A 26,894-nucleotide genomic window follows, 5' to 3' on the forward strand; every position below is an offset into this window, starting at 1 on the left:
TGCGCTTATCTTGCGGCAGGCTGGGTTTCAGCACATAAAGACACTAAAAAACGGCTTTCAGACATGATTTGCTGTGAGCAAAATCACGCTCGACAGTGTAAAACTGCGTTTTTTCGCCCATGCCATGTTTTGCCGTCCGGTAATGTTATGAGATTGTTAGACTGAACTCTCGTTTCATTCTGCTGATGCCCACGCCCATGTTACGCTCCATCGAGTCCTGGAAAGTTAATCTGATATCTGTTTGGTTTGGCTGCTTTTTTACCGGCCTTGCTATCAGTCAGATCATTCCCTTCCTGCCGCTGTATGTGGAAGAACTCGGGATTCGTGGCGGTAACGCGCTCAGCATTTGGTCTGGGCTCACTTTCAGCGTCACCTTCATTGTTTCTGCCGCCGTCGCGCCGTTGTGGGGCAGCCTTGCTGACCGTAAAGGGCGCAAGCTAATGCTGCTGCGCGCCTCTTTCGGCATGGGCGCGGTGATTCTGCTGCAGGCGTTTGTCACTCAGGCGTGGCAGCTGTTGCTGCTGCGCGCGCTGATGGGCCTTACGTCCGGCTACATTCCCAATGCGATGGCGCTGGTGGCGGCGCAGGTACCGCGCGAACGCAGCGGCTGGGCGCTAAGCTGTGTTTCCACCGGGCAAATCAGCGGCGTCATTCTCGGGCCGATGATTGGCGGTTTGCTGGCGGACTGGCTCGGTTTACGCATGGTGTTTATCGTCACCGCCGTGCTGCTGATGGTGAGCTTTCTCGTCACCTTATTTCTGATAAAAGAGACCGGTTATACGCCGGTTAGCAAGCAGGACAAGCTGAGCGGGCGCGACGTGTTTCGCACCCTCGATAATCCGCGCTTAATGATCTGCCTGTTCTTCACCACCATGGTGATTCAGATGTGCAACGGCTCGGTGAACCCCATCCTGACGCTGTTCGTGCGCGAGCTGGCTCCGAATGCGCATAACATTGCGTTTCTCAGCGGGGTGATCGCCGCGCTGCCGGGCGTATCGGCGCTGATCTCCGCGCCACGGCTGGGTAAACTCGGCGATCGTATTGGCACGCAACGCATTCTGCTCGCCACTATGATGGTTTCATTATTGCTGCTGGTGGCGATGTCGTTCGTCACCAGCGCGACGCAGTTGGGCGTGTTGCGTTTCCTGTTGGGGTTTGCCGATGGTGCCATGATGCCGGCGGTGCAAACGCTGCTGGTGCGGCATTCACGCGATAACGTCACCGGGCGCATTTTCGGCTACAACCAATCTTTTATGTATCTGGGTAACGTGGCGGGTCCGCTGCTGGGCGCGGCGGTATCGGCGGCAACCGGCTATCGCTGGGTGTTCTTCGCCACGGCGATGGTGGTGATGGTTAACGTGATCTTCCTGCGCCGCTTCTATCGTCGGCCGAAAACCACGCTGACTCCACCTTTGAGCCAGCGTGAAACCGCAGAAAAACCTACTGACGCAACTTCAGCGCGTAGTGCCAGCGCTGCTGAGAAAGCAAAAACTCCGGGCTAACGCTTGGGCTCCATGAATCATCACCGCCGACGCCCATGTGGAAGCCATCGAGGTGCAGCCAGCACCCATCCTCTTGCTGCAATAAGTGGCGATGCGAGGTGGCACGCAGCTGTTCAAGGCTGAAGCGACTGAGCGAAAAGGCGAAGTCGCCGCTCACCTGCAAGCCATTGCTCTGTAACTGACGCGTGCCACAGCGCAAACCATTTTCACCGGGGAACACATACGCGGTGCTGAGCGCTGCCAGTGGCAGCTGCCAGCGCGAGAACTGCGCCGCCAGTTGGCGATCCGGATAGTTCTCGTGCGGGCCCAAACCGAGCCAGCTCACCTGCTGCGGCGACTTCGCCAGTTGACAGCGCAGCCCGATGCGTGCCGGCGCCGGCAGACCGGGCGCCTGTTCCACATTGACGCTAATGGACAACTCACCGTTAGCATTAATTTGATAGCGTTTGTGGCTGGTGAAAGCCAGCTGACCGTTGGCCAGCCACTGATGCCTGGTTTCAATCAGCACGCTGTGTTTCAGGCTATCGACCTGCATATCCACCAGCACCGCTTGCAACTCATCGTAGCCCGCACGTTTCCAGCGCTCGACCCACGCATTGGGATCAACATTGGCAGCTTCGCTGGTGCCGATATCGTTATCAATCGGCGCACGAATAAAGCACTCCTGCAGCGGCGTGAGCAGCGTTTCTTCATCATCGACAAACCATTGCACCAGCTCGCCACTGCGGCGCGAGAAGTGCCAGCGCTGCTGCGGCACTACTACCGCCACCAGATCGTGATTGGCAATCAGTTCCGGCGCGGTGGCACCGATCTCCACAACGCGCACCGGCAGCGCAGCGGGCAACGGCCACTGATCCCAGGCGACGCGCGCATCCGCTTCGGACCACGGCGTGGCGTTGATTTGATGCACCGCCAGATTCAGCCACGCGTTGCCCTGCAAATCTTCACTGGCGGGCAGCGTAAAGGTCTGGCTGCCTTGAGCGGCGAGATCGAGCGGCAATTCACCGCTGGCGATGGCAACGCCATCCTGCTCGATTGACCAGCGCAGCACTTCGTTATCGCTGCGGCGGAACAGATATTCGCTGCTGACGGTAAAGCGATACGGCTCGTTAGCGTCCCGCTGAAACTGGAAGAACTGCTGCGCGCGCTGGGCTTCAAACAGCGCCGGATGCGGTGAGCGGTCGGCAAAAACCAGCCCGTTCATGCAGAACTGGCGATCGTTCGGCGTATCGCCAAAATCTCCGCCGTAGGCTTGCCAGGCTTCACCGTTGTCGTCGTAGCGCGTCAGGCTTTGATCGACCCAATCCCAGACGAAGCCGCCCTGCAAGCGCGGGAACTGGCGGAAGGCTTGCCAGTATTTCGCGAAACCGCCAAAGCTGTTGCCCATCGCGTGGGCGTATTCACACAGAATCAATGGCCGCGTCTCGCCCGGCAAACCAATCCACTTTTTCAGCGACCACTTTGGCACCGCCGGAAAAGGCTGATCCTGATCGACGCGCGCGTACATCGGGCAGACGATATCGGTGGCGGCGGTGTTGGCGCCGCCGCCTTCGTACTGCACCGGACGCGTCGGATCGCTGCTTTTCACCCAGTGATAGAGCGCATCGTGCGTGCTGCCGTGACCTGATTCGTTGCCCAGCGACCAGATAATAATGCAGGCATGATTGCGGTCGCGCTGCACCATGCGCGTGACGCGCTCGCTGTAGGCGGCGAACCAGCGCGGATCGCTGGAGAGGCGATTCATGGGCTGCATACCGTGCGTTTCGATATTCGCCTCATCCACCACATACAAACCGTATTGATCGCACAGGCGATACCACAGCGGATGATTGGGATAGTGCGCGCAGCGTACCGCGTTGAAGTTGTGGCGCTTCATCAGCTCGATATCGCGGCGCATGCTGGCTTCATCCACCACCTGACCGTGTTCCGGGTGATGTTCATGGCGGTTCACACCACGAATCAGCAGCGGCTTGCCGTTGAGGCACAATTGGCCCTGTTCAATGCTGACGCGACGGAAACCGACGTCGTAAGCTTCGGCTTCGAGCACGGCACCGTTTTCATCCAGCAGCGTCACCACCGCGCGATAGAGATGCGGCGTTTCGGCGCTCCACAGTTGCGGCTGGTTGACCGGCAAGATCAGCAGGGCGCGTTCGGGATAATGACCGCGCTCGTCGATAATCGTGCTGCCGGGTGCCTGTTCCTGCTCGCCAATGCAGCTGTCGCCGCGCCACAAACTGACGCGCAATCGGCACTGCGCGGGCTGACAATCGCCGGCGTGGATCTTGACGCTGACACGCAGATCGCCGCGCAGGTATTCCGGGCTCAGCGCGGTTTCAATCTGCACATCGGCCAGCTGCGTCTCGGGCTTATGCAGCAAGCTGACATCACGGAAGATGCCGCTCATGCGCCACATATCCTGATCTTCCAGATAGCTGCCATCGCTCCAGCGCAGCACCATCACCGCAAGGCGGTTCTGGCCGGGCTGCAAGGCGTGAGTAAGATCAAATTCGGCAGGCAGGCGGCTGTCCTGCGAATAGCCGATCCACTGGCCGTTACACCACAGGAAGAAGGCCGAATTTACGCCATCAAAGATAATGCGCGTCTGGCCCTGTTGCAGCCAACTAGCATCCACTTTGAATGTGAGCGAGTAGCATCCAGTAGGATTCTGATGCGGCACCAAAGGCGGCGTGACCGGAATCGGATACTGCACATTGGTATAAATTGGCGCGTCAAAGCCGTGCAGCTGCCAGTTTGCGGGCACCGGCAGCGCATCGGCGCCAGGCAAATCCTGCAGCAGCCAGCTTTGCGGTACCGCTTCCGGCTGCGTGAAGTAGCTAAAGCTCCATTGGCCGTTCAATAGCTGGCGCGAAGGCGAAGGGCAGTCATCGCGCGCGCTGATTTCGTCGCGCCAGCTGGCAAACGGCGGATGCGCATCCAGTCGATTAAGGCTGGTGATCACCGGATTTTCCCAGTCACGGCGCGCCAGAATTTCACTCAGGGAGACAGCAGATAAGCTCATGATGAGATCTCATTTATTGTAATGCGCTCACATTGCGTGAAATCGCACCGGCTGTAAAGCGATCAACCACGATTTTGCGCAGCGCGTTGGCAGCAATCTATGCCACCCGTGCAATGTTTTTGCCGCTTTAGTGCCAGTAAATTGTTAAGCGTGGTGAGCAGAGATGAATAGCGCCGGGTTGCGGAGAATTCTGTATTGTCGTGCCCGATGCGGCCTCATACACTCAGCCCGATTTCACCATTCCGAGGTAATTATGGTCCGTATGATTAAAATCGCCGCAGTTGTGGCATTGGTCACCGCGTTGAGCGGTTGTATTTTCCCACCTCCGGGTGGCGGCGGTTGGGGCGGCGGTCATGGTGGCGGTCCGGGACGTGGATTTATGGGGCCGCATTAATACCCGTCATACTTCAGGCTGCAGGTGCGTTGGCTGCGTGCATTCACCTTCAGTCACTTACTGAAGTAAGCTCCTAAGGATGATTGCACTTGCCGCCTTCCTGCACCTCGAATTATTCAGGGCATAGGTGAGCGAAACGTTTCAATTAACCCTTAGGCGTTCAGTGAAACGTTTCGATATTACCTATTGAAATCTAGCCGGTTTTTTTATTCTGCCGTTTGGCTGTTTTTTCTCTAAAACGGCTTAAAAATCCTTGTTGTTTTATTCAGCGCAATGCTAACGTCTGTTTTTCTTCTCTCATTGAGCTTGTCGCATGAAAAACCTGATTGCGGAACTCCTTCTAAAGCTGGCTGAAAAAGAAGAAGAGTCTAAAGAATTAGTGGCTCAGGTTGAGGCATTAGAAATCGTGTTAACCGCGATGCTGCGCAAACTGAATCCCGATCAATTCCACGACATTGAGGCCGCTATTAAATTAGCCATGCCGCCCGTCGCCCCCGCGGCTGAAACGCCCGATACCACCATGCTGCGTAATTACGTAGAGAAGTTGCTGCATCATCCGCGCGTATAACGGCTATCGCCTGTTTTTGCAGGCAATTGTCATTATCGATTTCTCGTATTTGCTTATTCCGTGCCATGCTTAGAGAGCAATAATGCTACGGAGAATCCGGTAATGAAATCGTGTCTTTTGGCAATAATGACAGCAGGCTTGCTGATTGCAGGCGGAGCGAGTGCGGCAGAGAAAACCGCTCAGCAGGAAAAAATGACCCAGTGTAACCAGAGCGCCGGTACACAAAATCTGAAAGGCGATGCGCGTAAAAGCTTTATGAGTGACTGTCTGAAAAAAGACAGCAAAATAGGCAGTATGACGCCGCAACAAATGAAGATGAAAACCTGTAATGCTGATGCGAGCGATAAAAAGCTCACCGGCGATGCACGTAAAACGTTTATGAGTTCGTGCCTGAAGAAAAGCTGATTTAATTAGCGATAAATCGTCGCCGTTTTAAATCACTCATGCGTGAAAAGGAATAAGGGTTCATGTTTAGCGTGAACCCTTTTTTTATTGCTGTAAGCTGCGGCGCAGACATATTCAATTTTACTTATTACGTCAGAGGAAAAACTCATATCAGGATCCTCATCACAAAACCGCACCGATAACGCTGCCAGGATGCTTTAGTCCTAAATGATGACTAATTATTCCATCCGCTCAATCCCCGCGAAGCCAGAGCGTTCGTTGGGCAGCCTTTACCTGTGGAGTCTGCTATGAATGTGCTTGATTATGCTGTGATGGCGCTTTATGCGCTGATGATTGTGGCTATAACCTTGTGGGCGATGCGCAAGGTAGGCAGCACGCGTGATTTCTTTGCGGCTGGCGGCAAAATGCCGTGGTGGCTGTCGGGCGTGTCGCATCATATGTCAGGCTACAGCGCGGCGGTGTTTGTCGCCTATGCGGCGGTGGCTTACAACATGGGCATCACCATCTATTTTTGGTGGGCGTTTCCCATCGCGATCGCGGTGTTGATAGGTTCACGCCTGTTTGCGCCGCGCTGGGCGCGCTTGCGTATTTATATGAACATCGAATCGCCGATGGAATATCTCGCCACGCGCTACAACCTGCCAACGCAAATGGTGCTGGCGTGGAGCGGGGTGCTGCTGAAAACTTTTGACGTCGGCGCGAAGTGGGCGGCAATTGCGGTGATCATCAACGTCTTTACCGGACTTGATCCGCTGATTGGCATCTGCGTTTCCGGCGCGCTGAGTTTGTTTTACACCGTGATGGGCGGATTGTGGGCGGATGCCTGCAACGACTTCGGCCAGTTCGTGGTGCAGTTTGTCGCCGCGATTGTGATGGTGGTCGCGGTGGCGGTGCACCTCGGCGGCTTTGCTGAGCTGTTCACCATCTGGCAGCGTTTGCCGCCAACCCATACCCAGATTATTCAGGAGCCGTACAGCATCGGCTTTATTCTCGCCTATTTCGTCATCTACACGCTGAGCTACAACGGCGGCACCTGGAATCTGGCGCAGCGCTTTATTGCCGCGCCCGCCGGCCGCGATGCACGCAAAGCGGCGCGCCTCTCCGCCGCGCTCTATCTCATCTGGCCGCTGATTCTGTTCTGGCCGATGTGGGCAGCGCCGCTGCTGTTTCCCAATCTCAGCGATCCGTCGCGCTCTTATTCGATGATGGCGATGGAGCTGCTGCCGAATGGTCTAGTGGGTTTGGTGCTGGTGGCGATGTTTACCCACACGCTGTCGATGACCTCGTCGGATGCCAACGCCATTACGGCGGTGGTGACGCGCGATATCCTGCCCGGCATGCTGCCGAAACACTTTCAGCGCGGTAAAAGCTCGCTGCTGGTGGCGCGGCTCACCGCTTTTATCTTCATTATCACCACGCTGGTGATTGCCATGAACGCCAGCCACTTCGGCGGCGTGCTGTCGCTGCTGATCATCTGGTTTGGCGGCTTAGTCGGCCCGATCTCCATTCCCATGCTGCTGGGTTTGCTGCCGGCATTTCGTCGCAGCGGCAGCGCCGCCGCGCTGGTGAGTTGGGCGATCGGCGTCGGCACTTTCTTCTGCGTGAAATTTGTCTTTACCGATGTCAGCACCGCCACCGTGGTGGCTGCGCCGGTGATGTCCTCGCTGGTGCTGTTTGTGGTGATGGGCTGGTTACGCCGCGCGCCGGTGCGTCCGGAAGTAGATCAGCTGCTGATCGCACTCAATCAAGATCAGGATGCGCCTACCGCACAGCGCTGGGCGCATAAAAGCAACGTCTCTCAGGAGGGATAATATGACGCTCTTACAACAGGGAACCCGAGATCGCTTACGGATCAAACGCTTCGCCAGCCGCGCGGCATTAGGTGCTGCTGCTGCGCAGGATGTGGCCGCGTTTCTGCGTCAACGGCTGAGTGAACAGCATGTGGTGCGCATGGTGTTTGCCGCCGCGCCCTCGCAAAACGAGTTTCTCGACGCGCTGGTTGCGGCTGGGGATATCGACTGGTCGCGTATTCACGCTTTCCATATGGACGAGTACATCGGGCTGGAGACGGATGCGCGGCAGCGTTTCAGCCACTTTTTACGCCAGAAGCTGTTTGATAGGGTGCAGCCTGGCGAAGTCCATCTACTTCCCTCTTGCGGCGATCCTGCCGCGATCTGTGCGGATTACGCGGCAAAACTTACCGCTGCACCGATTGATGCGGTGTGTCTGGGGATTGGCGAGAATGGCCATTTAGCCTTCAACGATCCGCCAGTGGCCGACTTCAACGATCCTTTCTCCGTTAAGGTGGTGCAGCTGGATAATGCCTGCCGCCAGCAGCAGGTCAACGATGGCTGTTTCGCCAGTTTCGAGGCGGTACCGACGCATGCCGTGACGCTAACGATTCCCGCCTTGATGAGTGGTGCGCGGCTGTTCTGCATGGTGCCGGGTGCGAGCAAACGCGCGGCGGTGCGCGCAACGCTTGAGGATGCGATCTCCACCGCGTGTCCGGCGACGTGTCTGCGCCAGCATGCCGATTGCACGCTCTATACCGACAGCGATGCCTGCCCGGAGGTGACCTTTGACTAACCTCATTTTGCGCGGTCGCGATTACCGCACGCTGCAACCGATTGAGCTGGAGATTGAGCACGGCACCATCAGTGATGTGCGCGCGCTGAATAAACTGGAAGAGGAGATCATCCTCGCGCCGGGCTTGGTCGATCTGCAGGTCAACGGCTTTCAGGGCGTCGATTTCAACCACTTTCCTTTTAGCGAAGAGGATGTGCTAGACGCCACGTGCGCGCTGTGGCAGCAGGGCGTCACCAGCTTTCTGCCAACGGTGATCACCGCCATGCCGGAGGAAATTGCGCAGGCGATGCAGCGACTCGCCAGCGCCCGCCAGCATCATCCTGACGTGGCACGCGCCGTTCCGGGGTTTCATCTGGAAGGACCTTTTTTGTCGCCTGAAGATGGGCCGCGCGGTGCGCATCCGCGCGAGGCGATTCGCGCACCGGATATTGCGCTGTTCGACAGCTGGCAGCAAGCCGCGCAGCAGCATATTCGCCTGCTCACGCTGTCGCCGGAATGGCCGCACAGCGATGCGCTGATCAAACATTGTGTGGCGCAGCAGGTGCGCGTCGCCATTGGGCATACGTCCGCCACGCCAGCGCAAATTCACGCGGCGGTTGACGCAGGCGCGACGCTCTCCACCCATCTCGGCAACGGCGCGCATCTGCAACTGCCGCGTCATCCCAATTACATCTGGCAGCAGCTGGCGGAAGATGCGCTGACGGCCACGTTGATTGCCGATGGCGATCACCTGCCGGCGGACGTGTTGAAAGTGTTCCTGCGTGCCAAAGGCGAGCAGGCGCTGCTGGTCAGTGACGTCACCTCGTTCGCCGGGCAGCCGCCGGGCATCTACGACACCGCGATTGGCGGCCGCGTGCAGCTTAGTGCCAGCGGACGCCTGAGCATCGCCGACGCGCCGCAGCTGCTGGCGGGATCGGCGCGTGGTTTGCTGGAGGGCGTGAACTTCCTGCTACGCCATCAGCTGGCGACGCTGGCGCAGGCGATTGAGATGGCGTCTGTTCGTCCGGCGCGGCAGCTCAATCTGCCGCAGCAGCAAGGTTTGGCCTGCGGCGCACCCGCCGATGTGCTGCTGCTGGCTGCTCAGGCGGACGGCGGCGTGGCTTTACGCGGCTGTGTGAAGCAAGGCGCTGTCGTGTGGCGGGATGGTGAAGATTATCTTTAGCGAATAAACAATAACTTACCTACCGTAGCGCGTTGTCGATGCGGACAAATCACCATGCTTTGCCAGGCTTACTCTTTGTAGGGATTTGCTGATTACCTCAAAAACCACAAGAAAGGAGGCCTAACGTGAGCTATCAAACTGTCGTGGAACTCAAGTCGCTGGCACAGCGCAAACCCACCAAATTTACCGTCGGCGACACCGATGTGGTACTGATTCGTGACGATGAGCGGGTGCAGGCGTTTCAGGCCAAATGCCCGCACGCCGGGGCGCCGTTAGAGCAGGGCGCGGTGTGTGGCGACAAGCTGATCTGTCCGTGGCACAAAGCGGTGTTTCAGCTGCAGGATGGGCAGATGTGCGAGCCGCTGGCGCTGGCGAATCTCAAGCGTTATCCGGTGCGCATCGAACAAGGCAAAGTGCTGGTCAGCCCGCAGGCGATGTCGCCCGCCAGTGCGCCCTCCGCACAAGGTGAGTCACCGGTATGCGTGATTCTCGGTTCGGGCGCGGCGGGGAGTGCGGCGATCTGGACGCTGCGCGATGAAGGTTTTAAAGGGCATATTGTGTTGATCGAGCGGGAATCGGCCGCACCTTACGATCGCACAGCACTGAGCAAATTCGTGCCGTCAGGCAAAATGGCGATTGAGGATGTACCTAAGCTGCTGCAGCAGGATGTGCTGGGCACGGTGGAGCGGATTCAGGGCGATGTCGAGCAGCTCAAAGCGCTTGAGCAAACGCTGGTCCTTAAAGGCGGTCAGCAAGTGAAGTTTGACCAACTGCTCATTGCCAGCGGCGGCGTGCCGCAACCGCTCGATATACCGGGTAAAGATCTCGACAGCGTGCATCTGCTGCGATCGCTTAATCAGGCCGATGAGTTACTCAAAGAGGTGGATAAAACCGAGCAGCTGGTGATTATCGGCAACAGCTTTATCGGCATGGAGATGGCAGGTTCGCTGCGTAATCGTGATGTTGATGTCACGGTGATTGCGCGCCAGCCGCTGCCGTTCGCTAAACAGTTTGGCGAAGAGATTGGCCGCCACTTCTACGATCTGCATCGCAGCAACGGCGTGAAATTTGTCGAAGGTGATCCCGTGGCGCTGGAAGGCGAGGGCAAAGTCACTGCCGTGCGCCTGAAGAGTGGCAAAAAAGTCGATGCCAGCCTGGTGCTGTTTGGCACGGGCGTGGTGCCGGCGACCTCATTCATCCACGACCTGCCGCTGGAAGAAGATGGCAGCTTGCTTACCGACAGCCAGCTGCGCGTGGCCGATAACATCTGGGTGGCCGGTGATATCGCCAGTTATCCGTCGGTGCAGGGCCCACAACGCATTGAGCACTATCGCGTGGCGCACCAGCAAGGGCGCATCGCGGCGCTGAATATGTTAGGGAAACAGATCCTGTATGACCGCGTGCCGTTCTTCTGGACCGCGCATTACGGTACCCGCTATGAGTATCTGGGGCATGCGGAAGAGTGGGACGATTACCGGCTGCTGGGATCGCTGCAGAATAAGCAGTTTATCGCTTTCTATTGTCAGGAGGGGATGATTGCGGCGGTGTGTTCTGCCGGGTTATATACGCTGACGGCAGCGCTGGTGCAGGAGATGCAGCAGCCCATGACGCTGGCGCAGGGTATTGCGCTGTATGAGGCGTACGCAGCGGCCTGATGCCCTCTCCCACAGGAAGAGGGAGACGCACGATCGGTTCCCTCTCCCGCTTGCGGGAGAGGGTTAGGGTGAGGGGCAAAGCGCACCGATCACTGCTTACTCAACGCCTCTGACTTCGCCATACACTGCTGCATCGCATTAATCACCGCGGCGCGGAAGCCTTTCTCTTCCAGCACTTTCACCGCTTCGATGGTGGTGCCGCCTGGCGAGCACACCATATCTTTCAGCTCGCCGGGATGCTTGCCGGTTTCCAGCACCATCTGCGCCGAACCTTTGACCGCCTGTGCCGCAAACTGATATGCCTGCGCACGCGGCATGCCGCCGAGCACCGCCGCATCGGCCATCGCTTCGATAAACATAAACACATAGGCTGGCGCTGAGCCGCTCACGCCAACCACCGCGTGAATCAGGTATTCATTTACCACCGCCGCTTTGCCGAAGCTTTCGAAAATCCCCACCACTTCATCCACTTCATGCGCTTCCACTAGCACGTTTGGCGTCACCGAGGTCATACCTTCGTTCACCAGTGATGGCGTATTGGGCATCACGCGGATGATTTTGCGATCGTGGCCGAGCACCGATGCCAGAGAATCCAGCGTCACGCCTGCGGCAATCGAGACCACCAGCACATCTTTCTTCAGCTGGCCGGCAAGATCTTTCAGCACTTTGAGAATCACATTGGGTTTCACCGCGCCAAACAGAATATCCACTTCGCGCGCCAGACTTTCCACGCTGTCCGCGGCGGTGACGCCATATTGCTGCGCCATCGTCTGATTGGTGGCGGGCTTACGGTCGAACACCCAGATATTGGCGGGGGCGATTTGCCCGCTGTTGACCAGTCCGCTAATGATGGCTTTCGCCATATTGCCGCAGCCGACAAACCCGATTTTCTTCTCCAGCATCGCTTTATCCTCTAAGTGGTTCATTTTCTGTGGGGGTAAGCTTACGTCAGCGAGGATTAATAACAAGGCGGGCGGGCAGCAAAAACAGTTGCCATTCTGCCGCAGCACGGCAAGATCAGCCTCATTGTCTGTGAAAAAGGAGTCATCATGTCGATTTGGGTTGATGCCGATGCCTGTCCCAATGTCATCAAAGAAGTACTGTACCGCGCGGCTGAGCGCACCAAAGTTACCGTGACCTTTGTCGCCAACCAACCGCTGCGCGTGCCGCCGTCGCCGTGGCTGAAAACGCTGCAGGTTGCTGCCGGGTTTGACGTGGCGGATAACGAGATTGTGAAACGGGTGCAACCCGGCGAGCTGGTGATTACCGGCGATATTCCGCTGGCGGCAGAAGTGCTGGAGAAGGGCGCTGCGGCGCTGAATCCGCGCGGAGAGCGTTATTCGACAGACACCATTCGTCAGCGCTTAACCATGCGTGACTTTATGGAAACGATGCGCGCCAGCGGGATTCAGAGTGGCGGCCCGTCGACCTTAAGCCAACGCGACCGCCAACTGTTCGCCAATGAACTGGATAAGTGGTTACGTCAACGCTGATCAGACGAAGCTATCATCGTCGTCAAAGTCGCCGCCGCTGCCAAAGTCACCGAAATCATTGTTGTCCGCCAGGTTGTTATCCCAGCCCGAGTTATCATTCAGGAACGCATTATTGCTGTCGTTGCCGTTAAAGGTGTCGAGGCTGTTATCGACCTGCGGCAGCGCCGGTTCGTTGATGATGTTAACGATCTCTTCCGGCTGCGAATGGTGGAACATGCTGGTCAGCATATCCGCCATCACCACGCCGCCCGCCACGCCAACGGCCGTCTGTAATGCGCCGCCGAGGAAGCCGGTGCTGCGTGCCGCAGGCGCAGCAGATTGCTGCTGCGGTGGCGCATACTGCTGTTGCGGTTGCGGCGGTGGATTTCCCCAGGCAGGCTGCTGCTGTGCCGCCGGGCGCGATCCGCCACCAAACAGGCTGGAAAGAAAACCGCCGCTGCTCTGCTGCGGTGCCTGTTGCTGCTGCGCCTGCGCCAGACGATTTTCCAGATCCGTAACCTGCGCATTAAGCTTTTTCAGCGCCGCTTCCTGAATCAGGATCGCCTGCGACATGTAGTAAGGCGCGCCGGGCTGATTCTGTAAATGCTGTTTGATTAACTGCTCTGCGCCAGCATCACGCGGGCCGCTTTGCGTCTCAGCCTGTTTCAATCGGCTGAACAGGTTTTCAATAAGTTGTTGTTCTTCGCTTTGCATGGGGAACCCTCCGTTAAGGTATTCCTCATATATGAGGGCGCGACCGAAGAAAGTAAATCAGCGGCCTGGTAAGGAAATGTTGGCCGCTGTTACATTTGGCCCGATGCACGATTCATGCATTGTTTTTTGCAGCTTAATCAAACGACTAGCTTAGGATGTGACTGAAATACGCGTAAATCGTGCCTCGCGGGTGGCTGATAAAATAAAATCCAGGTATTATGCGACGCATTATTGACCTGATGACGTTGCCCGTGCGGCACATTACGGCGGAGGATGAGCCCGGATGTCATTACCCATCTATCTGATCGGCGCACGCGGTTGCGGTAAAACCACGGTTGGCCAGGCGCTGTCGCAAGCGCTGGGCTATGCCTTCAACGATACCGATCACTATTTGCAACTCACTACGCAACGCAGCGTGGCGGAGATTGTCGCATCTGAAGGGTGGGATAGCTTCCGCGCCCGCGAAACGGAATCGCTGCGCGCGGTCACCGCTCCGAATACGGTCATCGCCACCGGCGGCGGCATGGTGTTGGCGGAAGTTAATTGTCGCTTTATGCGCGAACACGGCCAGGTGATTTGGCTGAACGCGCCCTCAGACGTGCTGGCCGATCGTCTGGAACATCAGCCGGAAGCCGCGCAGCGTCCCACCTTAACCGGCCGCCCGATTGCCGAAGAGATGGGCGATATTTTGCGTGAGCGTGCTCATTTGTATCGCCAAACCGCGCATCATGAAGTCAACGCGATGCAATCGCCCGATCGCGTAGTAGAGCAAATTCTGCAATCGCTCTCTTTAGCGCGCGCCAGCTAAACCCTCAGATTTCTCTCTGTTTTTTTGCAGCGATCCTCAGTTGTCTATACTTAGCGTTAGGCAGAGGATCACCGCTGTCTGTGGACAACTGATAGAAGAGGGAAAACAATGCCAACGAAACCACCCTATCCGCGCGTCGCGCGTATTGTCGCCGTTGAAAAAGGTTCGGCGGATCAAACCGTCACCTGGTATGAATTACGTGCCGACCATCCCAAACCCGATACATTAATAAGCGAACACAAAAGCGAAACCGAAGCGCAAGATGCCAAAGAGCGCTACGAAGACGCTGATAAAGATTAAGTTTACCCGTCATATTTCAAGCTGCAGGTGCGTTGGCTGCATGTGTTCACCCCAGTCACTTACCTAAGTAAGCTCCTGGGGGTTTCACCCATTTGCCGTCTCCCTGCAACTTGAACTCTGTACGATAAAGAATCTCAGCCGAAAAACTGCAATATTCCAAAAAAGTTACACACTTTCCTGCGGAATATTTAACTCACCTGATTACGTCATTTATTTCCCACTTCACGCCGTATTTTATTCTGCCTTAAATTCCCTCAGAAACGTCCGGCTTAAAATTTGCGCTTGACCCTCAAAGCATCGCGCTTTACTTTCTGGTTATTGAAAGAGGAACTGTGTTCCATATAGTGAAACCAACGCCATGACCACACTCGAAAATGCCTCCGCTGTACTGAAGCTGTTTCAGCGCTTTGGCGTGACGCAGGGCCATCCCGGCTTGACCTTTACCGAGGTGGTGGATGCGTTAGGCATGCCGAAAAGCACGGTCTCGCGCCTGTTAGCGACCATGGAGAGTGAAGGCTTACTTGAGCGTGACACTGAAAGTCGCTGCTTCCAGATTGGTCGCGTGCTGCTGTCGGTGGCGGGTCACTATCTGTCGACGCCGCTAGTGGATAGCGCGTCGGCGCCGATGGCGCGCCTGGCGGCCAGCAGCGGTTGCATGGGTTATATCTCGGTTTTGGATGGCGACGATGTGCTGGTGATGCGCATGTATCACGGCCGCTTCTTCACCCAGCTGGTGACGCCGCCGGGCACGCGCGTTTCATTGACCGGCACTTCGACCGGACGCGTGCTGCTGGCGCAGCTCAGTGATGACGAGGTTCGCGACCGATTTGCCAGCAACTGGCAGGCGGCTTCGATGAACTCGCCGCTGAGCGTCGATGCGTTATGTAAAGAGTTAGCGGTAATTCGCCAGCAAGGCTGGGCACTGGCGCGCAATGAGACGCTGCCGGGCATCAGTTCGCTGGCGGTCGCGGTAACCAATAAACATCGCGGTGAAAGTGCCGCGCTCTGTCTCTCGTTTTTATCGCAAGAAGCGGCGCCCGGATATCCGGAGAGGCTGCTCAGCGAACTACGCGCAACGGCTGCACTGATGGCCGAAAAATACGGCGCATAATCCTGTCCAAAACAGGAAACCCTATTTTAGTTTTGAAGGCGTTTATTCGCGCCACACCAGGGAAATAGCAGGTCTTCGGACCTGCTTATTTCAATAATCAGGGAACGATTAATATAAAAACGTTGATGTCCCGCGTGTCGGGCACTTCGAATTAAAGCGTTTTCTACAGGGTGAAAATACGGGGATCTCATGCGTCAAAATAATCCAATAAAAAGCGTTGGCGTTGCCTTAATGCTGGTTCTGCTGTCCGTTGCCGGCGCCATCATTGGGGTTCAGCTTATTACCACCATTGGGGTAACACCCAATACCTCTATTATCGGCGCGCTGTTTGCCATGCTGCTGGCGCGTATTCCGCTGCAATGGTTTCGTCGCTATCGCTCCATTGAAGTACAAAACCTCGCGCAAACCGCCATCTCCTCTGCCACCTTCGGTGCGGCCAACAGCTTGTTGATGCCAATTGCGGTGCCGTGGGCGCTGGGTGAGCCGCAGCTGGTGCTGCCGCTGTTTGTTGGCGTCAGCGCGGCGATGCTGCTCGATGCTTATTTACTCTATCGTCTATTTGATACCCGCGTCTTCCCGGCCAGCAATGCGTGGCCGCCGGGCGTGGCGGCAGCCGAAGCGATCAAAGCCGGTGACAAAGGCGGTCGTCAGGCTTGGCTGCTGGTGGTGGGGATTGTTGGCGGCATCGTGGGTTCGATGCTAAAGATCCCGATGTCGGCATTTGGCACCGCGTTTATCGGTAATATCTGGGCGCTCAGCATGCTAGGTATGGGTTTCCTGCTGCGAGCCTACGCGCAACCGGTTGCTGGCATTGATATCAACGCACTCTATATTCCGCACGGTGTGATGGTCGGTGCCGGTTTGGTAGCGTTGATTCAGGTGGTGCAGGTGATTCGTAGCCGCCGCAATGATCAGGTCAACGTCAGCCGTAGCGACAGCGAAGTCAAACGTTCGCTGGGTTTCGGCACCGTCGGTTACATCGTCATCTCCACGCTGCTGGCGCTGGCGGGCGGTCTGTGGAGCCAGATGGGCCTGCCGATGCTGGTGCTGTTTATCCTTTACGCCGCCTTTGCTGCCTTCGTGCATGAATTGATTGTTGGTATCGCCGCCATGCACTCTGGCTGGTTCCCGGCCTTTGCGGTGGCGCTGATTACCCTGATTCTCGGTATCCTGCTCGGCTTCCCGCCGCTGGCGTTGTGCCTGCTGTGTGGTTTTACCGCCGCTACCGGTCCGGCGTTTGCCGATATGGGTTATGACCTGAAAGCCGGCTTTATCCTGCGCGGTAACGGTGCCGATGTGCAGCAAGAGCTGTGGGGTCGCCGTATCCAGCTGATCGCCGCGATGATTGCCTTTGTGATCTGTATTCCCGTGGTGTGGTACGCGCACACCATTTTCTTTGCCGAGAATCTGCTGCCGCCGGTGGCGCGCGTCTATGCCAAAACTATTCAGGCCGGTGCGGAGCCGGGGATTGCCGGCAACCTGCTGATGTGGGCGATTCCGGGCGCGATTATTCAGTTGATCGGCGGACCGAAACGTCAGCTTGGCGTCCTGCTGGCGACAGGCTTATTAATCAACAACGCTGCGGCAGGTTGGGCGGTGATGGTGGGCATCGCGCTGCGCATTATCATCCTGCGCGTGTGGGGCGAGCGTGGACGTTCACCGATGGAGGTGATGGCCGCCGGATTTATCGCGGGCGACGCGCTCTACAGCTTCTTCCATTCACTTTTTGCCAGCGGCACTAAAAAATAATCCAGGGAATTAATTATGAGTTTACAGCAGACACTGCAGGTCTTTGAGTTACTCGATAGCGCCTACATTGATGGTCAACAGGTGGTCGATCTGTTCGCGGCCTATCCGGGCGTCACCGCCAGCACCAAACGCGTCAGTGGGCCAAAATGGCGGACCGATTTCGTCCGCATCGACATTCCCGGCGCGCAGGGCAAAAGCAACGGCGGCAGTGCGCCAACGCTCGGCATTATTGGACGTCTCGGCGGTATCGGTGCGCGTCCAACGCGCATTGGTATGGTGTCTGACGCCGATGGCGCAGTCGCGGCGGTGAGCAGCGCGCTGAAGCTGGCGCAGATGCAGACTAAAGGCGACGTGCTGGCCGGTGATGTGATCATCACCACGCACATCTGCCCGGATGCGCCAACCCGTCCGCACGAACCGGTCGATTTCATGGATTCGCCGTGCGACGACATCACCATGAATGACAACGAAGTGGTTGCTGGCGTCGATGCGATTCTGTCGATCGATACCACCAAAGGTAACCGCATCCTCAATCACAAAGGCTACGCGCTGTCGCCGACGGTGAAAGAGGGTTACATCCTACGCGTGTCAGAAGATCTGTTACGCATCATGGAGATGACCAGCGGCAAACCAGCGGTCACCTTCCCGATCACCACGCAGGACATCACGCCATACGGCAACGGGGTTTATCACCTCAACAGTATTTTGCAACCTTCCACCGCGACGGATGTGCCGGTGGTCGGTGTGGCGATCTGCGCCGAATCGGTGGTGCCGGGCTGCGGCACCGGCGCCAGCCACGAAGTGGATATCGCTTTAGCAGTGAAGTTTGCGGTCGAAGTGGCGAAAGAGTTCGGGCGTGAAACCTGTCACTTCTACGACCCACAAGAGTACGCGCTGCTGCTCTCTTTGTATGGTAGTCTCAGCCATCTGCGCACCCGGAAAGCCTGATGATGAACATCTCCCTGGTCACACTGACGATTGGTCAATCACCGCGTAGCGACATTCTGCCGCTGCTGCTGGAATATCTGTCCGCCGATCAGGTGGCGCATGCCGGTTTACTCGACGGCCTGACGCTAGCCGAAGTTGAGCTGCAGTATGCGCCCGCGCCGGGCGACAAGGTGCTGGTATCGCGTATGACCAGCGGCGAGCAGGTGCGCCTGTCCGTAGCAAAAGTGGAGCAGGGACTGCAACGTAAGATCAACGCGCTGGAGCAGCAGGGCTATGACACCATTTTGCTGCTGTGCACCGGCGAGTTTGGCGCGCTGAAAACCCAATCCGCTCTGCTGCTGGAGCCCGATCGCATTATCCCACCGCTGGTACGCGCGATTGTGCAAGATCATAAAGTCGGGATTGTGGTGCCGGTGGAAGAGCAGATTGCCGAGCAGGCCAACAAGTGGCGCAATCTGATCACTCCGCCATGTTTTGCCGTTGCCAGCCCGTATCTGGCGGAGCAGGCCGATTTAGTGGAAGCGGGATTGTCGCTGCAGGAGCAGGGCGCGGATGTGGTGGTGCTGGATTGCATCGGCTATCACCAGCAGCACCGCGATTTCCTGCAGAAAATGCTGGGCATTCCGGTACTGCTGTCGAACGTGCTGGTGGCCAAGCTGGCGGCAGAATTGATCGTCTAACGCAGGGAGATCACAAGTTGCGATCTGTGGCGCTAATTCGCGTGACAGATCAGTGAGTTCCTTAGTAATCTGCCAGTCACGATAATGTGCTGTGAGGAAGTAATATGCTCAATACAAGTGAGTATTTCGACGGAAAAGTGAAATCCATTGGTTTCGACAGCGTGACCATTGGCCGTGCCAGCGTTGGCGTGATGGCGGAAGGTGAATACACCTTCGGCACCAATCAACCGGAAGAGATGACGGTGGTGAGCGGCGCGCTGAAAGTGCTGCTGCCGGGCGAAACCGAGTGGAAATGGTACGAAGCTGGCACCAGCTTCAACGTGCCAGGCCAAAGCGAATTCCATCTGCAGGTGGCAGAGCCTTCTTCTTATCTGTGCCGCTACCTCTAAACTCAAGCTTTAGAACATCTTAAACCTGCGACTTCTGTTGAAGCGCAGGTTTTTTTATTGCGCACCCCACGAAAATCCTGCAGGTTTGTCGTTGGGTCACCCTTAATGGCGATCAGGATCGAGGGGATTAACGCTTCGCTTCGCCGCCTAACGCTTCGACCAGATTGCCGATCAGCGCGGCCAGTTCGCTGGTCATCAGAATAAAATCGGCATCGAAACGCTGGGCGAAATCATCGCGGTCGATGTCATCATTCTGCTCACGCAGCGTGTCGCTGAACTTCAAACGCTTCACTGAAGCATCATCGGCGATAACGAACTGAATGCGTTCCTGCCAGTCAAGCGCTAGCTTGGTGACCACTTTACCGGCTTCAATGTGCGTGGCGATTTCGTCGGAAATCAGATCCTGCTTCTTACAGCGGATCACGCCGCCATCTTCCAGCATGGCTTTCAGCTCGGCTTCATCCATCAGGGCAAAACCGGCTGGCAGCTCACCTGAGCGCACCCATTCGGTCAGCGTCAGCTCGATCGGATTCTCCAGCGTCAGCGGTACCACCGGCAGCGAACCGAGGCTTTTACGCAGCAGCGCCAGCGTGTCTTCGGCTTTTTTGGCGCTGGCACAGTCGACGATGATCAGATTGTTAACGGTGTCGATCCACATATACGTCTGGCTGAAACGGCTAAACGCGCGTGGCAGCAAGCTGTGCAGCACTTCATCTTTCAGCGAATCTTTCTCGGTCTTCTTCAGCTTGCGGCTCTGTTCCGCCTCCAGCTTGTCGATTTTGGCTTCCAGCGCCTGCTTCACCACCGGCGACGGCAGAATCTTCTGCTCGGTGCGTGCACAAATCACCATCTGACCGTTGATTTCGTGCGTCAGCGCTTCGCTGCGGTTGCCCATCGGTGAAACCCAGCCGGTTTTCGCCATATCCTGGCTGCCGCATGGCGAAAAGGTAAAGGCGTCGAGCTGTTTTTCCAGATCGTCTGCGGACAGCGGAATGTCACGATTCAGACGATAAACCATCATATTTTTAAACCACAACATCGGGATTCCTTACCGTGGGTGCGATCGGGCGCACAAGTCTCAAAGTCAGCGCGCATGATAGCGAAACATCGGATTGGTTTCATTGCCTTTCCCGATTCAGCCTTCTACTGTATTGGTCACCAGAACGAATAATGAGGAATAAATCGTGCGCATCGGGATTGATTTAGGCGGGACCAAAATTGAAGTGATTGCACTGTCTGATCAGGGTCAGGAACTGTTCCGTCATCGCGTTAACACGCCGCGTGACGACTACGCTGCCACGGTTCAGGCGATTGTCGATTTAGTGCTGCTGGCGGAGGAGAAAACCGGCCAGCAGGGCACGGTCGGCATCGGCATTCCCGGCACGATTTCGCCCTACACGCAACGGGTGAAGAATGCCAACTCCACCTGGCTGAACGGTCAGCCGCTGGATAAGGATTTAGCGCAGGCGCTGAATCGTGACGTGCGCATCGCCAACGACGCGAATTGTCTGGCGGTTTCCGAAGCGGTAGATGGCGCGGGCGCGGGTCAGCCGCTGGTGTTTGCGGTGATTATCGGCACCGGATCGGGCGCGGGCGTAGCGATTGGCGGTGAGTCGCGTATTGGCGGTAACGGCAATGCCGGTGAGTGGGGCCACAATCCGCTGCCGTGGATGGATGAAGATGAACTGCGCCACCGCGCGGAAGTGCCCTGTTACTGTGGCTTGCAGGGCTGCATTGAGACCTTTGTATCGGGTACCGGCTTCGCTATCGATTATCAGCGTCTGAGCGGTAAAGCGCTGAAAGGCGCGGAGATCATCAAGCTGATTGAGCAGCAGGATCCGGTGGCGGAACTGGCGATGAATCGCTACGAAATGCGTCTGGCGAAATCGCTGGCGCAGGTAGTGAATCTGCTGGATCCCGATGTGATTGTGTTGGGCGGCGGCATGAGTAACAACGATCGCCTGTACCAAACCGTGCCGGCGCTGATGAAGCAGTGGGTGTTTGGCCGCGAGTGTGAAACGCCAGTGCTGAAGGCGGTACATGGCGATTCGAGCGGCGTGCGCGGGGCGGCGTGGTTGTGGCCGTTGAAAGGGTAGTTTCTGTTACGCACCTCGGTTTGTGCTCGCTTTCCCCCTCCTCGGTCCTCCCCCATAAATGGGGGAGGAAGATGCTGCTATATGTGAGTTTGGATGCTGCATGTTGCAGCGTCTCCTTCCCCCGCTTGCGGGGGAAGGCCGGGATGGGGGACAGCGTGCACACCTCCATCAATGGGGGAGGAAGATGCTGCTATATGTGAGTTTGGATGCTGCATGTGGCAGCGTCTCCTTCCCCCGCTTGCGGGGGAAGGCCGGGATGGGGGACAGCCAGCACTAACCCACTCACTCACCCACTAACATCGAATCCTGCGGCGCGTTATCGCGCTGGGCTTTCGTCGCCAGGAAGTAGACATATCCCACCGCCATAATCGCCACAAACAAGCCGCCAATCACCGGGTTGAACCACAGCATCGCCACCAGACACACCAGCGACAGCACCAGCGCAATGCCCGGCACAATCGGATAGCCAGGCGCACGGAAGCTGCGTTCCATCTCTGGCGCAGTGCGACGCAGTTTGAACAGGCTCAGCATACTCATCAGATACATCACAATCGCGCCGAACACCGCCATGGTGATCATCGCAGCGGTCAGCGTCATGCCTTGCAGATTAATGAAACCATCGCTGTAGATGGCGGCGATGCCAATCAAACCGCCGGCGATAATCGCGCGGTGCGGCGTCTGGAAGCGCGACAGCTTCGCCAGACTTTGCGGCAGATAACCGGCGCGGGCGAGGGCGAAGAACTGGCGCGAATAGCCGAGAATAATGCCGTGGAAGCTGGCAATCAGGCCAAACAGACCGATCCACACCAGCATGTGCATCCAGTTGGAGTTTTCACCGACAATCATCTTCATTGCCTGCGGCAGCGGATCGTTGATGTCCGACAGCTTGCGCCAGTCGCCAGCGCCACCGGCCAGCAGCATCACGCCAATCGCCAGCACCACCAGCGTCAAAATGCCGGTGATATAGGCTTTGGGAATGGTGCGTTTCGGATCTTTGGCCTCTTCGGCCGCCATCGCCGCGCCTTCAATCGCCAGGAAGAACCAGATGGCGAACGGAATCGCGGCAAAGATGCCAGACATCGCCGGCATGCCGAAGTGATCGCTGCCCGCCCAGCCGTTAGCGGCAAAGTTGGCGATGCTGAAGCCCGGCGACACCACGCCCATAAACACCAGCAGCTCCAGAACCGCCAGCACGGTGACCACCAATTCGAACATCGCCGCCAGCTTAACGCCGAGAATGTTCAGCGTCATGAAGACGATATAGGCGCCGACCGCGGCGGTTTTCGGATTGAGATCGGGATATTGGACGTTGAGGTAAGCGCCAATCGCCATGGCGATCGCCGGCGGTGCGAACACGAACTCAATCAGCGTGGCGAGGCCCGCGATCAAGCCGCCGGTTTCACCGAACGCGCGGCGGCTATAGGCAAACGGACCGCCCGCATGCGGAATCGCGGTGGTCAGTTCGGTAAAGCTGAAAATGAAGCAGGTATACATGGTGGCGATCATAGCGGTGGTGATCAGAAACCCTAGCGTGCCCGCCACGCCCCAGCCGTAACTCCAGCCAAAATATTCCCCGGAAATCACCAGTCCAACCGCAATGCCCCACAAATGCAGGGTGCCCAGCGTGGGTTTGAGCTTATTCGTCATCATCTTCTCCCCGTCGTCATTGTTGGTGCGGCAGCTTCACCGCGCTTTTTTATCTTTGCGCTACAGTGAAGTGATAATGCCGCTGCCGGACGCGGGAAAACTTGACGCGGGCGCAGTGAGTTTTGTCCTCCACGGTCAACTCTAAGGCAAGAAAAGTGCCAGATGCACGCTGCGGTCAACTTTGGGTTATCTGCGGTCAAGCAGTCAGGACGACGTCATCCCATGCTGATACCACTTGCTTGATGCTGGAGATTGATGAATGAGTGCCGAACAATCCGATACCTTAACCGATACTGAAATCACCCTGCTGGCGCATCAGGCGCTGGCCCGTTATCCCGCGGCACTGCGCGGCGAACTCAAGCTGCTGTGCCGGTCGGAAAATGCCACCTTCCTGTTGCAGGCGGCGGGCAAACGCTACGCGCTGCGTCTGCATCGTCCTAACTATCACAGCAAAGCGGACATTCAGAGCGAGCTGCTGTGGCTGGATGCGCTGCGTGACATTGGCATCATGGTGCCGCAGGCGATCCCGGCCAGCGAGGGTGAGACCGTGCTGACGCTGCCGATGGCAAACGGCGCCCAGCGCTACGCCGTGTTGTTCCACTGGATTGAGGGTGACATGCCCACCACCGATGTCGATCCCAAAGCGTTTCAGCAGCTTGGTCACATCACCGCGCGCTTGCACCAGCACAGCCGCAGCTGGCAGAAACCGGCCGGTTTCCAGCGCATCATCTGGGATCATCACACCATGGTTAGCGATCATAGCCATTGGGGACGCTGGCAGGATGCGCCGAACCTCAATCCGGCCGATCATGGCATTGTCGCCGAAGCGGTAGCGCGCGTCGGGCAGGAGCTGCAGGGCTTTGGCCAAGGGGCGGATCGTTATGGTTTGATCCACGCCGATCTGCGTCTGACCAACCTGCTGCTGCATAAAGGCGAAACGCGGGTGATCGACTTTGATGACTGCGGACTCGGCTGGTATCTGCACGATCTGGCGGCGGCGATCAGTTTTGTAGAGCACCATCCGCGCGCCGCCGAATGGGTGGATAACTGGATCCTCGGTTACGAAAAAGTGGCGCACATCAGTGATGACGAGATGGCGCTGGTGCCGACGCTGCTGATCCAGCGCCGCATTCAGATGACAGCGTGGATGGGATCACACGCGGAAACGGAAATGGCACTGAGCCTTGGGCCGCGCTGGGCCGATCACTCGGTGCGCCTCTGCCGACGTTATCTGGAAACCAATCAGCTGCCGGTTGGCGTCTGATGCACCAGCAGTGAGCAGCTTTGCGCTGTCGCGGCGCAGCAAAGGTCGCCATTCATGGCGACCCTGCGACAAAATCCGCAAATCATCCGCCTGGTACGAATATTGCTGGAATCCTCAACCTGTTTCACTCGCGCCACACGCAGAGGTTCCGATGCAATCACTCATAACACCCACTGAAGCCTTTAGCGCCTTGTCCGTCAGCGCCAGCAACCGCGGCGTTTTGGCGGCGGCGGCCACCGGACTGAGCGGGTTTATCACTGACAAAGGCGGCGATGTCGATCGTATTTTTGGCATCAGCGGCATCAACTCCGAACTGCTGGCGAGCCCCACGCTAAGCCTGGGTTTGGTGAACTACTGCCGCGTGATGGAAGAGGCAGCGCGTCATTCCGGTTTTGATAACTTCGGTTTGCATTACGGCAAGCAGTTCAAACCGCAGTCATTAGGCTTGATTGGGTATATCGGCCTCTGTTCGCCCACGCTGGAGCAGGCGCTGCACAACGTGGTGAATGCCTTTCCGTGGCATCAGCACGACACGCTGACGCGGCTGGTGGATAAAGGCGAGTGCTGGCGGCTCGATTATCAGGTGCGCCACGGCGCGATCCTCTCCAGACGTCAGGATGCGGAGCTGACGCTCGGCATGTTCCTCAACTTGATCCGCCACGTTGCCGGCAAAAACTGGGCACCGCGTGAAGTGCACTTCGAACATCCGCGCCCGGAGCAGTGGCACGAGCACTGCAAAGTGTTTGATGCGCCGGTGTGGTTTGATCAACCGTTCAACTCATTACTGATCCCGAAACGCGATCTGCTGCGCAGCATGCCGGAACAAGATCCGATGTTGCTGATGGTGATGCAGGATGCTATCCGCCGCCTGAACAGTTGTGCCAGCCTGCAAAGCGTGGTGGAGCAGGCGCGATCGCAGGTCAATCTGTCGCTGATGCAGGGCGAACCGGTGCTGGAAGATATTGCCGAAAAAATGGGCCTGTCGAGCTGGTCGCTGCAACGGCGGCTGCGTGAAGAGGGCATCAGTTTCACGGCGCTGGTGGACAAGGTACGCTGCGAGATGGCGACGCACTATCTGCAACAGAAGCAGCTGCCAATCTCAGAGATGGCGCTGCTGCTCGGCTATTCCGAAGTCAGCGCCTTCTCCCGCGCCTTCCGCCGCTGGTTTGGCATCAGCCCGCGCCAGTGGCGCCAGGATGGCTCGGCGTTGCCGGGGCAAAACCGAACCACGCTGGCTGGCTAGCGTCCGGCGGCGGCGGTAAATCTTTGCTTTGACCAATCAACTGCCAGGCGCGCAGGCACAGCGTTTCGTCGCCTTGCGTCTGCGTCACCGCGTAGCGCCCGCTGTTTTGCCACTCAAGCCGCACCAGACATTGCTGACCGGCATAACGGCGCGCATCGCGGAAATGCTGGTTGAGCTGATGCTGCATCTCATCAGCCCACTTGCAGGATGCGCTGCCCGGCGCGCTTTGCGGCTGACACAGATTGGCGATGCTATCCTGTTGCTTTGGCTGAGAATGCTGACAAGCGCTGAGCGTCGCAATAATCATTAACCCGCCCAATAATCCCGCCATTCGATTAATTAAATTCATTAATATGCCTGTGTTTTCACTAAAGTTCCTCTCCCTCACTGCCGACAGTCTACAGACCGACTCAACCAATGCTATGGCATTACTCTGACTATCGGCAGAACCAGAATTTGCCGCAGCCTTGCGGCTTTATCTCCTTTTGATTCATGGATTAGAAATGCAGAAAAAATATGCCCTTGCGGCACTCTCCTTGTTAAGCGCCACGCTGCTCAGCGGCTGCGCGACCGAATCGTCACGCGCCATTGAAGCGCCACAGGTGCGTGCGGCCAGCCAGCCCGCGTATCAGGGCGTGCGCAGCCCGATTGCGGTTGGCCAGTTTGATAACCGCTCCTCGTACATGAACGGCATCTTCTCCGATGGCGTGGATCGTCTTGGCAATCAGTCGAAAACCATTTTGGTCACGCACCTGCAGCAGACCAATCGCTTCAACGTGCTGGATCGCAGCAACCTGAAAGAGTTGCAGCAGGAAGCCGGCTTTAAGAAGAGCGAGCAGAACATCAAAGGTGCGACTTACATCATCACCGGCGATATCACCGAATTTGGTCGCAAAGAAGTGGGCGATCAGCAGCTGTGGGGCATTTTGGGGCGCGGTAAGAACCAGATCGCCTATGCCAAAGTCAACCTGAATGTGGTGGATGTCACCACCTCAGAAGTGGTGTACAGCGCGCAGGGCGCGGGTGAATTCAAGCTGTCAGCGCGTGAGATCGTCGGTTTCGGCGGCACCACCAGCTATGACTCCACTCTCAACGGCAAAGTGATGGATCTGGCGATTCGTGAAGCGGTAGATCATTTAGTGGATGGCATTAACAGTGGCGCATGGCGTCCGGCGAAATAAG

Annotated in this window: 26 protein-coding genes; 20 read left to right on the forward strand and 6 right to left on the reverse strand. The window is 57.3% G+C overall.

All coding sequences use genetic code 11. The features are described 5' to 3' along the window. Positions 1-197: 197 nt before the first annotated feature. Positions 198-1,502 carry a multidrug efflux MFS transporter gene (locus K5Y33_RS00480; RefSeq protein WP_222233064.1) on the forward strand — a complete coding sequence of 435 codons (1,305 nt, stop codon included), beginning with the start codon at positions 198-200 and terminating at the stop codon, positions 1,500-1,502. On the opposite strand, the gene K5Y33_RS00485 is transcribed toward K5Y33_RS00480, so the two are convergent. Next, positions 1,441-4,521, reverse strand: coding sequence for a beta-galactosidase (locus K5Y33_RS00485; protein ID WP_222233065.1), 3,081 nt, complete (start codon positions 4,519-4,521; stop codon positions 1,441-1,443). The two genes, K5Y33_RS00480 and K5Y33_RS00485, sit on opposite strands and share 62 nt — an antisense overlap. A gap of 253 nt (positions 4,522-4,774) precedes the next feature. On the opposite strand from K5Y33_RS00485, the gene K5Y33_RS00490 reads away from it, so the two are divergent. The 7 genes from K5Y33_RS00490 to K5Y33_RS00520 all read left to right on the forward strand — a co-directional run bounded on the left by K5Y33_RS00490 (position 4,775) and on the right by K5Y33_RS00520 (position 11,291). Beyond that, on the forward strand, positions 4,775-4,915 hold the full coding sequence (locus K5Y33_RS00490) for a hypothetical protein (protein WP_199559724.1): 141 nt from the start codon (positions 4,775-4,777) through the stop codon (positions 4,913-4,915). Positions 4,916-5,228: 313 nt separating this feature from the next. Further along, positions 5,229-5,483 (forward strand): anti-adapter protein IraP, encoded by a 255-nt coding sequence (iraP, locus tag K5Y33_RS00495; RefSeq protein ID WP_101762480.1) that lies wholly within the window; start codon positions 5,229-5,231, stop codon positions 5,481-5,483. Positions 5,484-5,585: 102 nt separating this feature from the next. Next, positions 5,586-5,888 carry a PsiF family protein gene (locus K5Y33_RS00500; RefSeq protein ID WP_101762479.1) on the forward strand — a complete coding sequence of 101 codons (303 nt, stop codon included), beginning with the start codon at positions 5,586-5,588 and terminating at the stop codon, positions 5,886-5,888. Positions 5,889-6,175: 287 nt separating this feature from the next. Then, complete coding sequence (locus K5Y33_RS00505; protein ID WP_222233066.1) at positions 6,176-7,699, forward strand: sodium:solute symporter family protein; 1,524 nt, start codon at positions 6,176-6,178, stop codon at positions 7,697-7,699. A gap of 1 nt (position 7,700) precedes the next feature. Then, positions 7,701-8,474 carry a glucosamine-6-phosphate deaminase gene (locus K5Y33_RS00510; protein ID WP_222233067.1) on the forward strand — a complete coding sequence of 258 codons (774 nt, stop codon included), beginning with the start codon at positions 7,701-7,703 and terminating at the stop codon, positions 8,472-8,474. Continuing rightward, a complete protein-coding gene (locus K5Y33_RS00515) occupies positions 8,467-9,636 on the forward strand; it encodes an N-acetylglucosamine-6-phosphate deacetylase (RefSeq protein ID WP_222233068.1) in 1,170 nt (389 codons plus the stop codon). The genes K5Y33_RS00510 and K5Y33_RS00515 overlap by 8 nt, the downstream gene beginning before the upstream one ends. A gap of 125 nt (positions 9,637-9,761) precedes the next feature. After that, positions 9,762-11,291 carry an FAD-dependent oxidoreductase gene (locus K5Y33_RS00520; protein ID WP_222233069.1) on the forward strand — a complete coding sequence of 510 codons (1,530 nt, stop codon included), beginning with the start codon at positions 9,762-9,764 and terminating at the stop codon, positions 11,289-11,291. Between the two features lie 89 nt (positions 11,292-11,380). Here K5Y33_RS00520 and proC read toward each other — a convergent pair whose 3' ends face one another. Beyond that, positions 11,381-12,193, reverse strand: coding sequence for a pyrroline-5-carboxylate reductase (gene proC / locus K5Y33_RS00525; protein ID WP_222233833.1), 813 nt, complete (start codon positions 12,191-12,193; stop codon positions 11,381-11,383). Between the two features lie 147 nt (positions 12,194-12,340). On the opposite strand from proC, the gene K5Y33_RS00530 reads away from it, so the two are divergent. Next, complete coding sequence (locus tag K5Y33_RS00530; protein WP_008106050.1) at positions 12,341-12,784, forward strand: YaiI/YqxD family protein; 444 nt, start codon at positions 12,341-12,343, stop codon at positions 12,782-12,784. On the opposite strand, the gene K5Y33_RS00535 is transcribed toward K5Y33_RS00530, so the two are convergent. Then, positions 12,785-13,477, reverse strand: coding sequence for a DUF2076 domain-containing protein (locus K5Y33_RS00535; RefSeq protein WP_222233070.1), 693 nt, complete (start codon positions 13,475-13,477; stop codon positions 12,785-12,787). It abuts the gene before it with no gap. A gap of 283 nt (positions 13,478-13,760) precedes the next feature. Here K5Y33_RS00535 and aroL point away from each other — a divergent pair, with 283 nt between their 5' ends. The 7 genes from aroL to ppnP all read left to right on the forward strand — a co-directional run bounded on the left by aroL (position 13,761) and on the right by ppnP (position 19,462). Further along, positions 13,761-14,285, forward strand: coding sequence for a shikimate kinase AroL (aroL, locus tag K5Y33_RS00540; protein WP_110867770.1), 525 nt, complete (start codon positions 13,761-13,763; stop codon positions 14,283-14,285). 108 nt (positions 14,286-14,393) lie between these two features. Then, positions 14,394-14,585, forward strand: coding sequence for a YaiA family protein (locus tag K5Y33_RS00545; RefSeq protein ID WP_192236728.1), 192 nt, complete (start codon positions 14,394-14,396; stop codon positions 14,583-14,585). 358 nt (positions 14,586-14,943) lie between these two features. Next, entirely contained in the window at positions 14,944-15,696 is a 753-nt protein-coding gene (locus K5Y33_RS00550) for an IclR family transcriptional regulator (RefSeq protein ID WP_222210828.1), read from the forward strand. A gap of 189 nt (positions 15,697-15,885) precedes the next feature. After that, entirely contained in the window at positions 15,886-17,445 is a 1,560-nt protein-coding gene (locus K5Y33_RS00555; RefSeq protein WP_222233071.1) for an OPT/YSL family transporter, read from the forward strand. A gap of 15 nt (positions 17,446-17,460) precedes the next feature. Further along, complete coding sequence (locus K5Y33_RS00560) at positions 17,461-18,393, forward strand: DUF1177 domain-containing protein (RefSeq protein ID WP_222233072.1); 933 nt, start codon at positions 17,461-17,463, stop codon at positions 18,391-18,393. A 2-nt stretch (positions 18,394-18,395) separates the two neighbouring features. Then, the gene (locus K5Y33_RS00565) at positions 18,396-19,073 is read left to right on the forward strand and encodes an AroM family protein (protein WP_222233834.1); all 678 of its coding nucleotides are present in this window, start codon (positions 18,396-18,398) and stop codon (positions 19,071-19,073) included. A gap of 104 nt (positions 19,074-19,177) precedes the next feature. Then, a complete protein-coding gene (ppnP, locus tag K5Y33_RS00570) occupies positions 19,178-19,462 on the forward strand; it encodes a pyrimidine/purine nucleoside phosphorylase (RefSeq protein ID WP_101762466.1) in 285 nt (94 codons plus the stop codon). Positions 19,463-19,589: 127 nt separating this feature from the next. Here the strand turns inward: ppnP and rdgC are convergent, their stop codons facing one another. Next, the gene (gene rdgC, locus K5Y33_RS00575) at positions 19,590-20,501 is read right to left on the reverse strand and encodes a recombination-associated protein RdgC (protein ID WP_101762465.1); all 912 of its coding nucleotides are present in this window, start codon (positions 20,499-20,501) and stop codon (positions 19,590-19,592) included. Positions 20,502-20,646: 145 nt separating this feature from the next. Between rdgC and mak the strand changes: the two genes are divergently transcribed. Further along, positions 20,647-21,558 carry a fructokinase gene (gene mak / locus K5Y33_RS00580; RefSeq protein WP_110867766.1) on the forward strand — a complete coding sequence of 304 codons (912 nt, stop codon included), beginning with the start codon at positions 20,647-20,649 and terminating at the stop codon, positions 21,556-21,558. 282 nt (positions 21,559-21,840) lie between these two features. On the opposite strand, the gene eat is transcribed toward mak, so the two are convergent. Continuing rightward, entirely contained in the window at positions 21,841-23,205 is a 1,365-nt protein-coding gene (gene eat / locus K5Y33_RS00585; RefSeq protein WP_061717487.1) for an ethanolamine permease, read from the reverse strand. A 259-nt stretch (positions 23,206-23,464) separates the two neighbouring features. Here eat and K5Y33_RS00590 point away from each other — a divergent pair, with 259 nt between their 5' ends. Both K5Y33_RS00590 and K5Y33_RS00595 read left to right on the forward strand, forming a co-directional pair. Then, a complete protein-coding gene (locus K5Y33_RS00590; RefSeq protein WP_222233073.1) occupies positions 23,465-24,469 on the forward strand; it encodes a phosphotransferase enzyme family protein in 1,005 nt (334 codons plus the stop codon). A 151-nt stretch (positions 24,470-24,620) separates the two neighbouring features. Continuing rightward, positions 24,621-25,712 carry an AraC family transcriptional regulator gene (locus K5Y33_RS00595; RefSeq protein ID WP_210081256.1) on the forward strand — a complete coding sequence of 364 codons (1,092 nt, stop codon included), beginning with the start codon at positions 24,621-24,623 and terminating at the stop codon, positions 25,710-25,712. On the opposite strand, the gene K5Y33_RS00600 is transcribed toward K5Y33_RS00595, so the two are convergent. Next, positions 25,642-26,061 carry a cell envelope integrity TolA C-terminal domain-containing protein gene (locus K5Y33_RS00600; RefSeq protein ID WP_222233074.1) on the reverse strand — a complete coding sequence of 140 codons (420 nt, stop codon included), beginning with the start codon at positions 26,059-26,061 and terminating at the stop codon, positions 25,642-25,644. The genes K5Y33_RS00595 and K5Y33_RS00600 overlap by 71 nt on opposite strands. Positions 26,062-26,215: 154 nt before the next feature. On the opposite strand from K5Y33_RS00600, the gene K5Y33_RS00605 reads away from it, so the two are divergent. Continuing rightward, a complete protein-coding gene (locus tag K5Y33_RS00605) occupies positions 26,216-26,893 on the forward strand; it encodes a CsgG/HfaB family protein (RefSeq protein WP_222233075.1) in 678 nt (225 codons plus the stop codon). The last annotated feature ends 1 nt before the right edge of the window (position 26,894 follow it).

The sequence above is a fragment of the Pantoea sp. DY-17 genome (assembly GCF_019795975.1).
GTDB classification, from domain to species: Bacteria; Pseudomonadota; Gammaproteobacteria; order Enterobacterales; family Enterobacteriaceae; genus Pantoea; species Pantoea leporis.

Excerpts from the sequence above, each read along its gene's own strand:
- K5Y33_RS00480 (WP_222233064.1), top strand. The coding sequence starts at position 198 with ATGTTACGCTCCATCGAGTCCTGGAAAGTTAATCTGATATCTGTTTGG.
- K5Y33_RS00485 (WP_222233065.1), bottom strand. The coding sequence starts at position 4,521 with ATGAGCTTATCTGCTGTCTCCCTGAGTGAAATTCTGGCGCGCCGTGAC.
- K5Y33_RS00490 (WP_199559724.1), top strand. The coding sequence starts at position 4,775 with ATGGTCCGTATGATTAAAATCGCCGCAGTTGTGGCATTGGTCACCGCG.
- iraP (WP_101762480.1), top strand. The coding sequence starts at position 5,229 with ATGAAAAACCTGATTGCGGAACTCCTTCTAAAGCTGGCTGAAAAAGAA.
- K5Y33_RS00500 (WP_101762479.1), top strand. The coding sequence starts at position 5,586 with ATGAAATCGTGTCTTTTGGCAATAATGACAGCAGGCTTGCTGATTGCA.
- K5Y33_RS00505 (WP_222233066.1), top strand. The coding sequence starts at position 6,176 with ATGAATGTGCTTGATTATGCTGTGATGGCGCTTTATGCGCTGATGATT.
- K5Y33_RS00510 (WP_222233067.1), top strand. The coding sequence starts at position 7,701 with ATGACGCTCTTACAACAGGGAACCCGAGATCGCTTACGGATCAAACGC.
- proC (WP_222233833.1), bottom strand. The coding sequence starts at position 12,193 with ATGCTGGAGAAGAAAATCGGGTTTGTCGGCTGCGGCAATATGGCGAAA.
- K5Y33_RS00530 (WP_008106050.1), top strand. The coding sequence starts at position 12,341 with ATGTCGATTTGGGTTGATGCCGATGCCTGTCCCAATGTCATCAAAGAA.
- K5Y33_RS00535 (WP_222233070.1), bottom strand. The coding sequence starts at position 13,477 with ATGCAAAGCGAAGAACAACAACTTATTGAAAACCTGTTCAGCCGATTG.
- aroL (WP_110867770.1), top strand. The coding sequence starts at position 13,761 with ATGTCATTACCCATCTATCTGATCGGCGCACGCGGTTGCGGTAAAACC.
- K5Y33_RS00545 (WP_192236728.1), top strand. The coding sequence starts at position 14,394 with ATGCCAACGAAACCACCCTATCCGCGCGTCGCGCGTATTGTCGCCGTT.
- K5Y33_RS00550 (WP_222210828.1), top strand. The coding sequence starts at position 14,944 with ATGACCACACTCGAAAATGCCTCCGCTGTACTGAAGCTGTTTCAGCGC.
- K5Y33_RS00555 (WP_222233071.1), top strand. The coding sequence starts at position 15,886 with ATGCGTCAAAATAATCCAATAAAAAGCGTTGGCGTTGCCTTAATGCTG.
- K5Y33_RS00560 (WP_222233072.1), top strand. The coding sequence starts at position 17,461 with ATGAGTTTACAGCAGACACTGCAGGTCTTTGAGTTACTCGATAGCGCC.
- K5Y33_RS00565 (WP_222233834.1), top strand. The coding sequence starts at position 18,396 with ATGAACATCTCCCTGGTCACACTGACGATTGGTCAATCACCGCGTAGC.
- ppnP (WP_101762466.1), top strand. The coding sequence starts at position 19,178 with ATGCTCAATACAAGTGAGTATTTCGACGGAAAAGTGAAATCCATTGGT.
- rdgC (WP_101762465.1), bottom strand. The coding sequence starts at position 20,501 with ATGTTGTGGTTTAAAAATATGATGGTTTATCGTCTGAATCGTGACATT.
- eat (WP_061717487.1), bottom strand. The coding sequence starts at position 23,205 with ATGACGAATAAGCTCAAACCCACGCTGGGCACCCTGCATTTGTGGGGC.
- K5Y33_RS00590 (WP_222233073.1), top strand. The coding sequence starts at position 23,465 with ATGAGTGCCGAACAATCCGATACCTTAACCGATACTGAAATCACCCTG.
- K5Y33_RS00595 (WP_210081256.1), top strand. The coding sequence starts at position 24,621 with ATGCAATCACTCATAACACCCACTGAAGCCTTTAGCGCCTTGTCCGTC.
- K5Y33_RS00600 (WP_222233074.1), bottom strand. The coding sequence starts at position 26,061 with ATGAATTTAATTAATCGAATGGCGGGATTATTGGGCGGGTTAATGATT.
- K5Y33_RS00605 (WP_222233075.1), top strand. The coding sequence starts at position 26,216 with ATGCAGAAAAAATATGCCCTTGCGGCACTCTCCTTGTTAAGCGCCACG.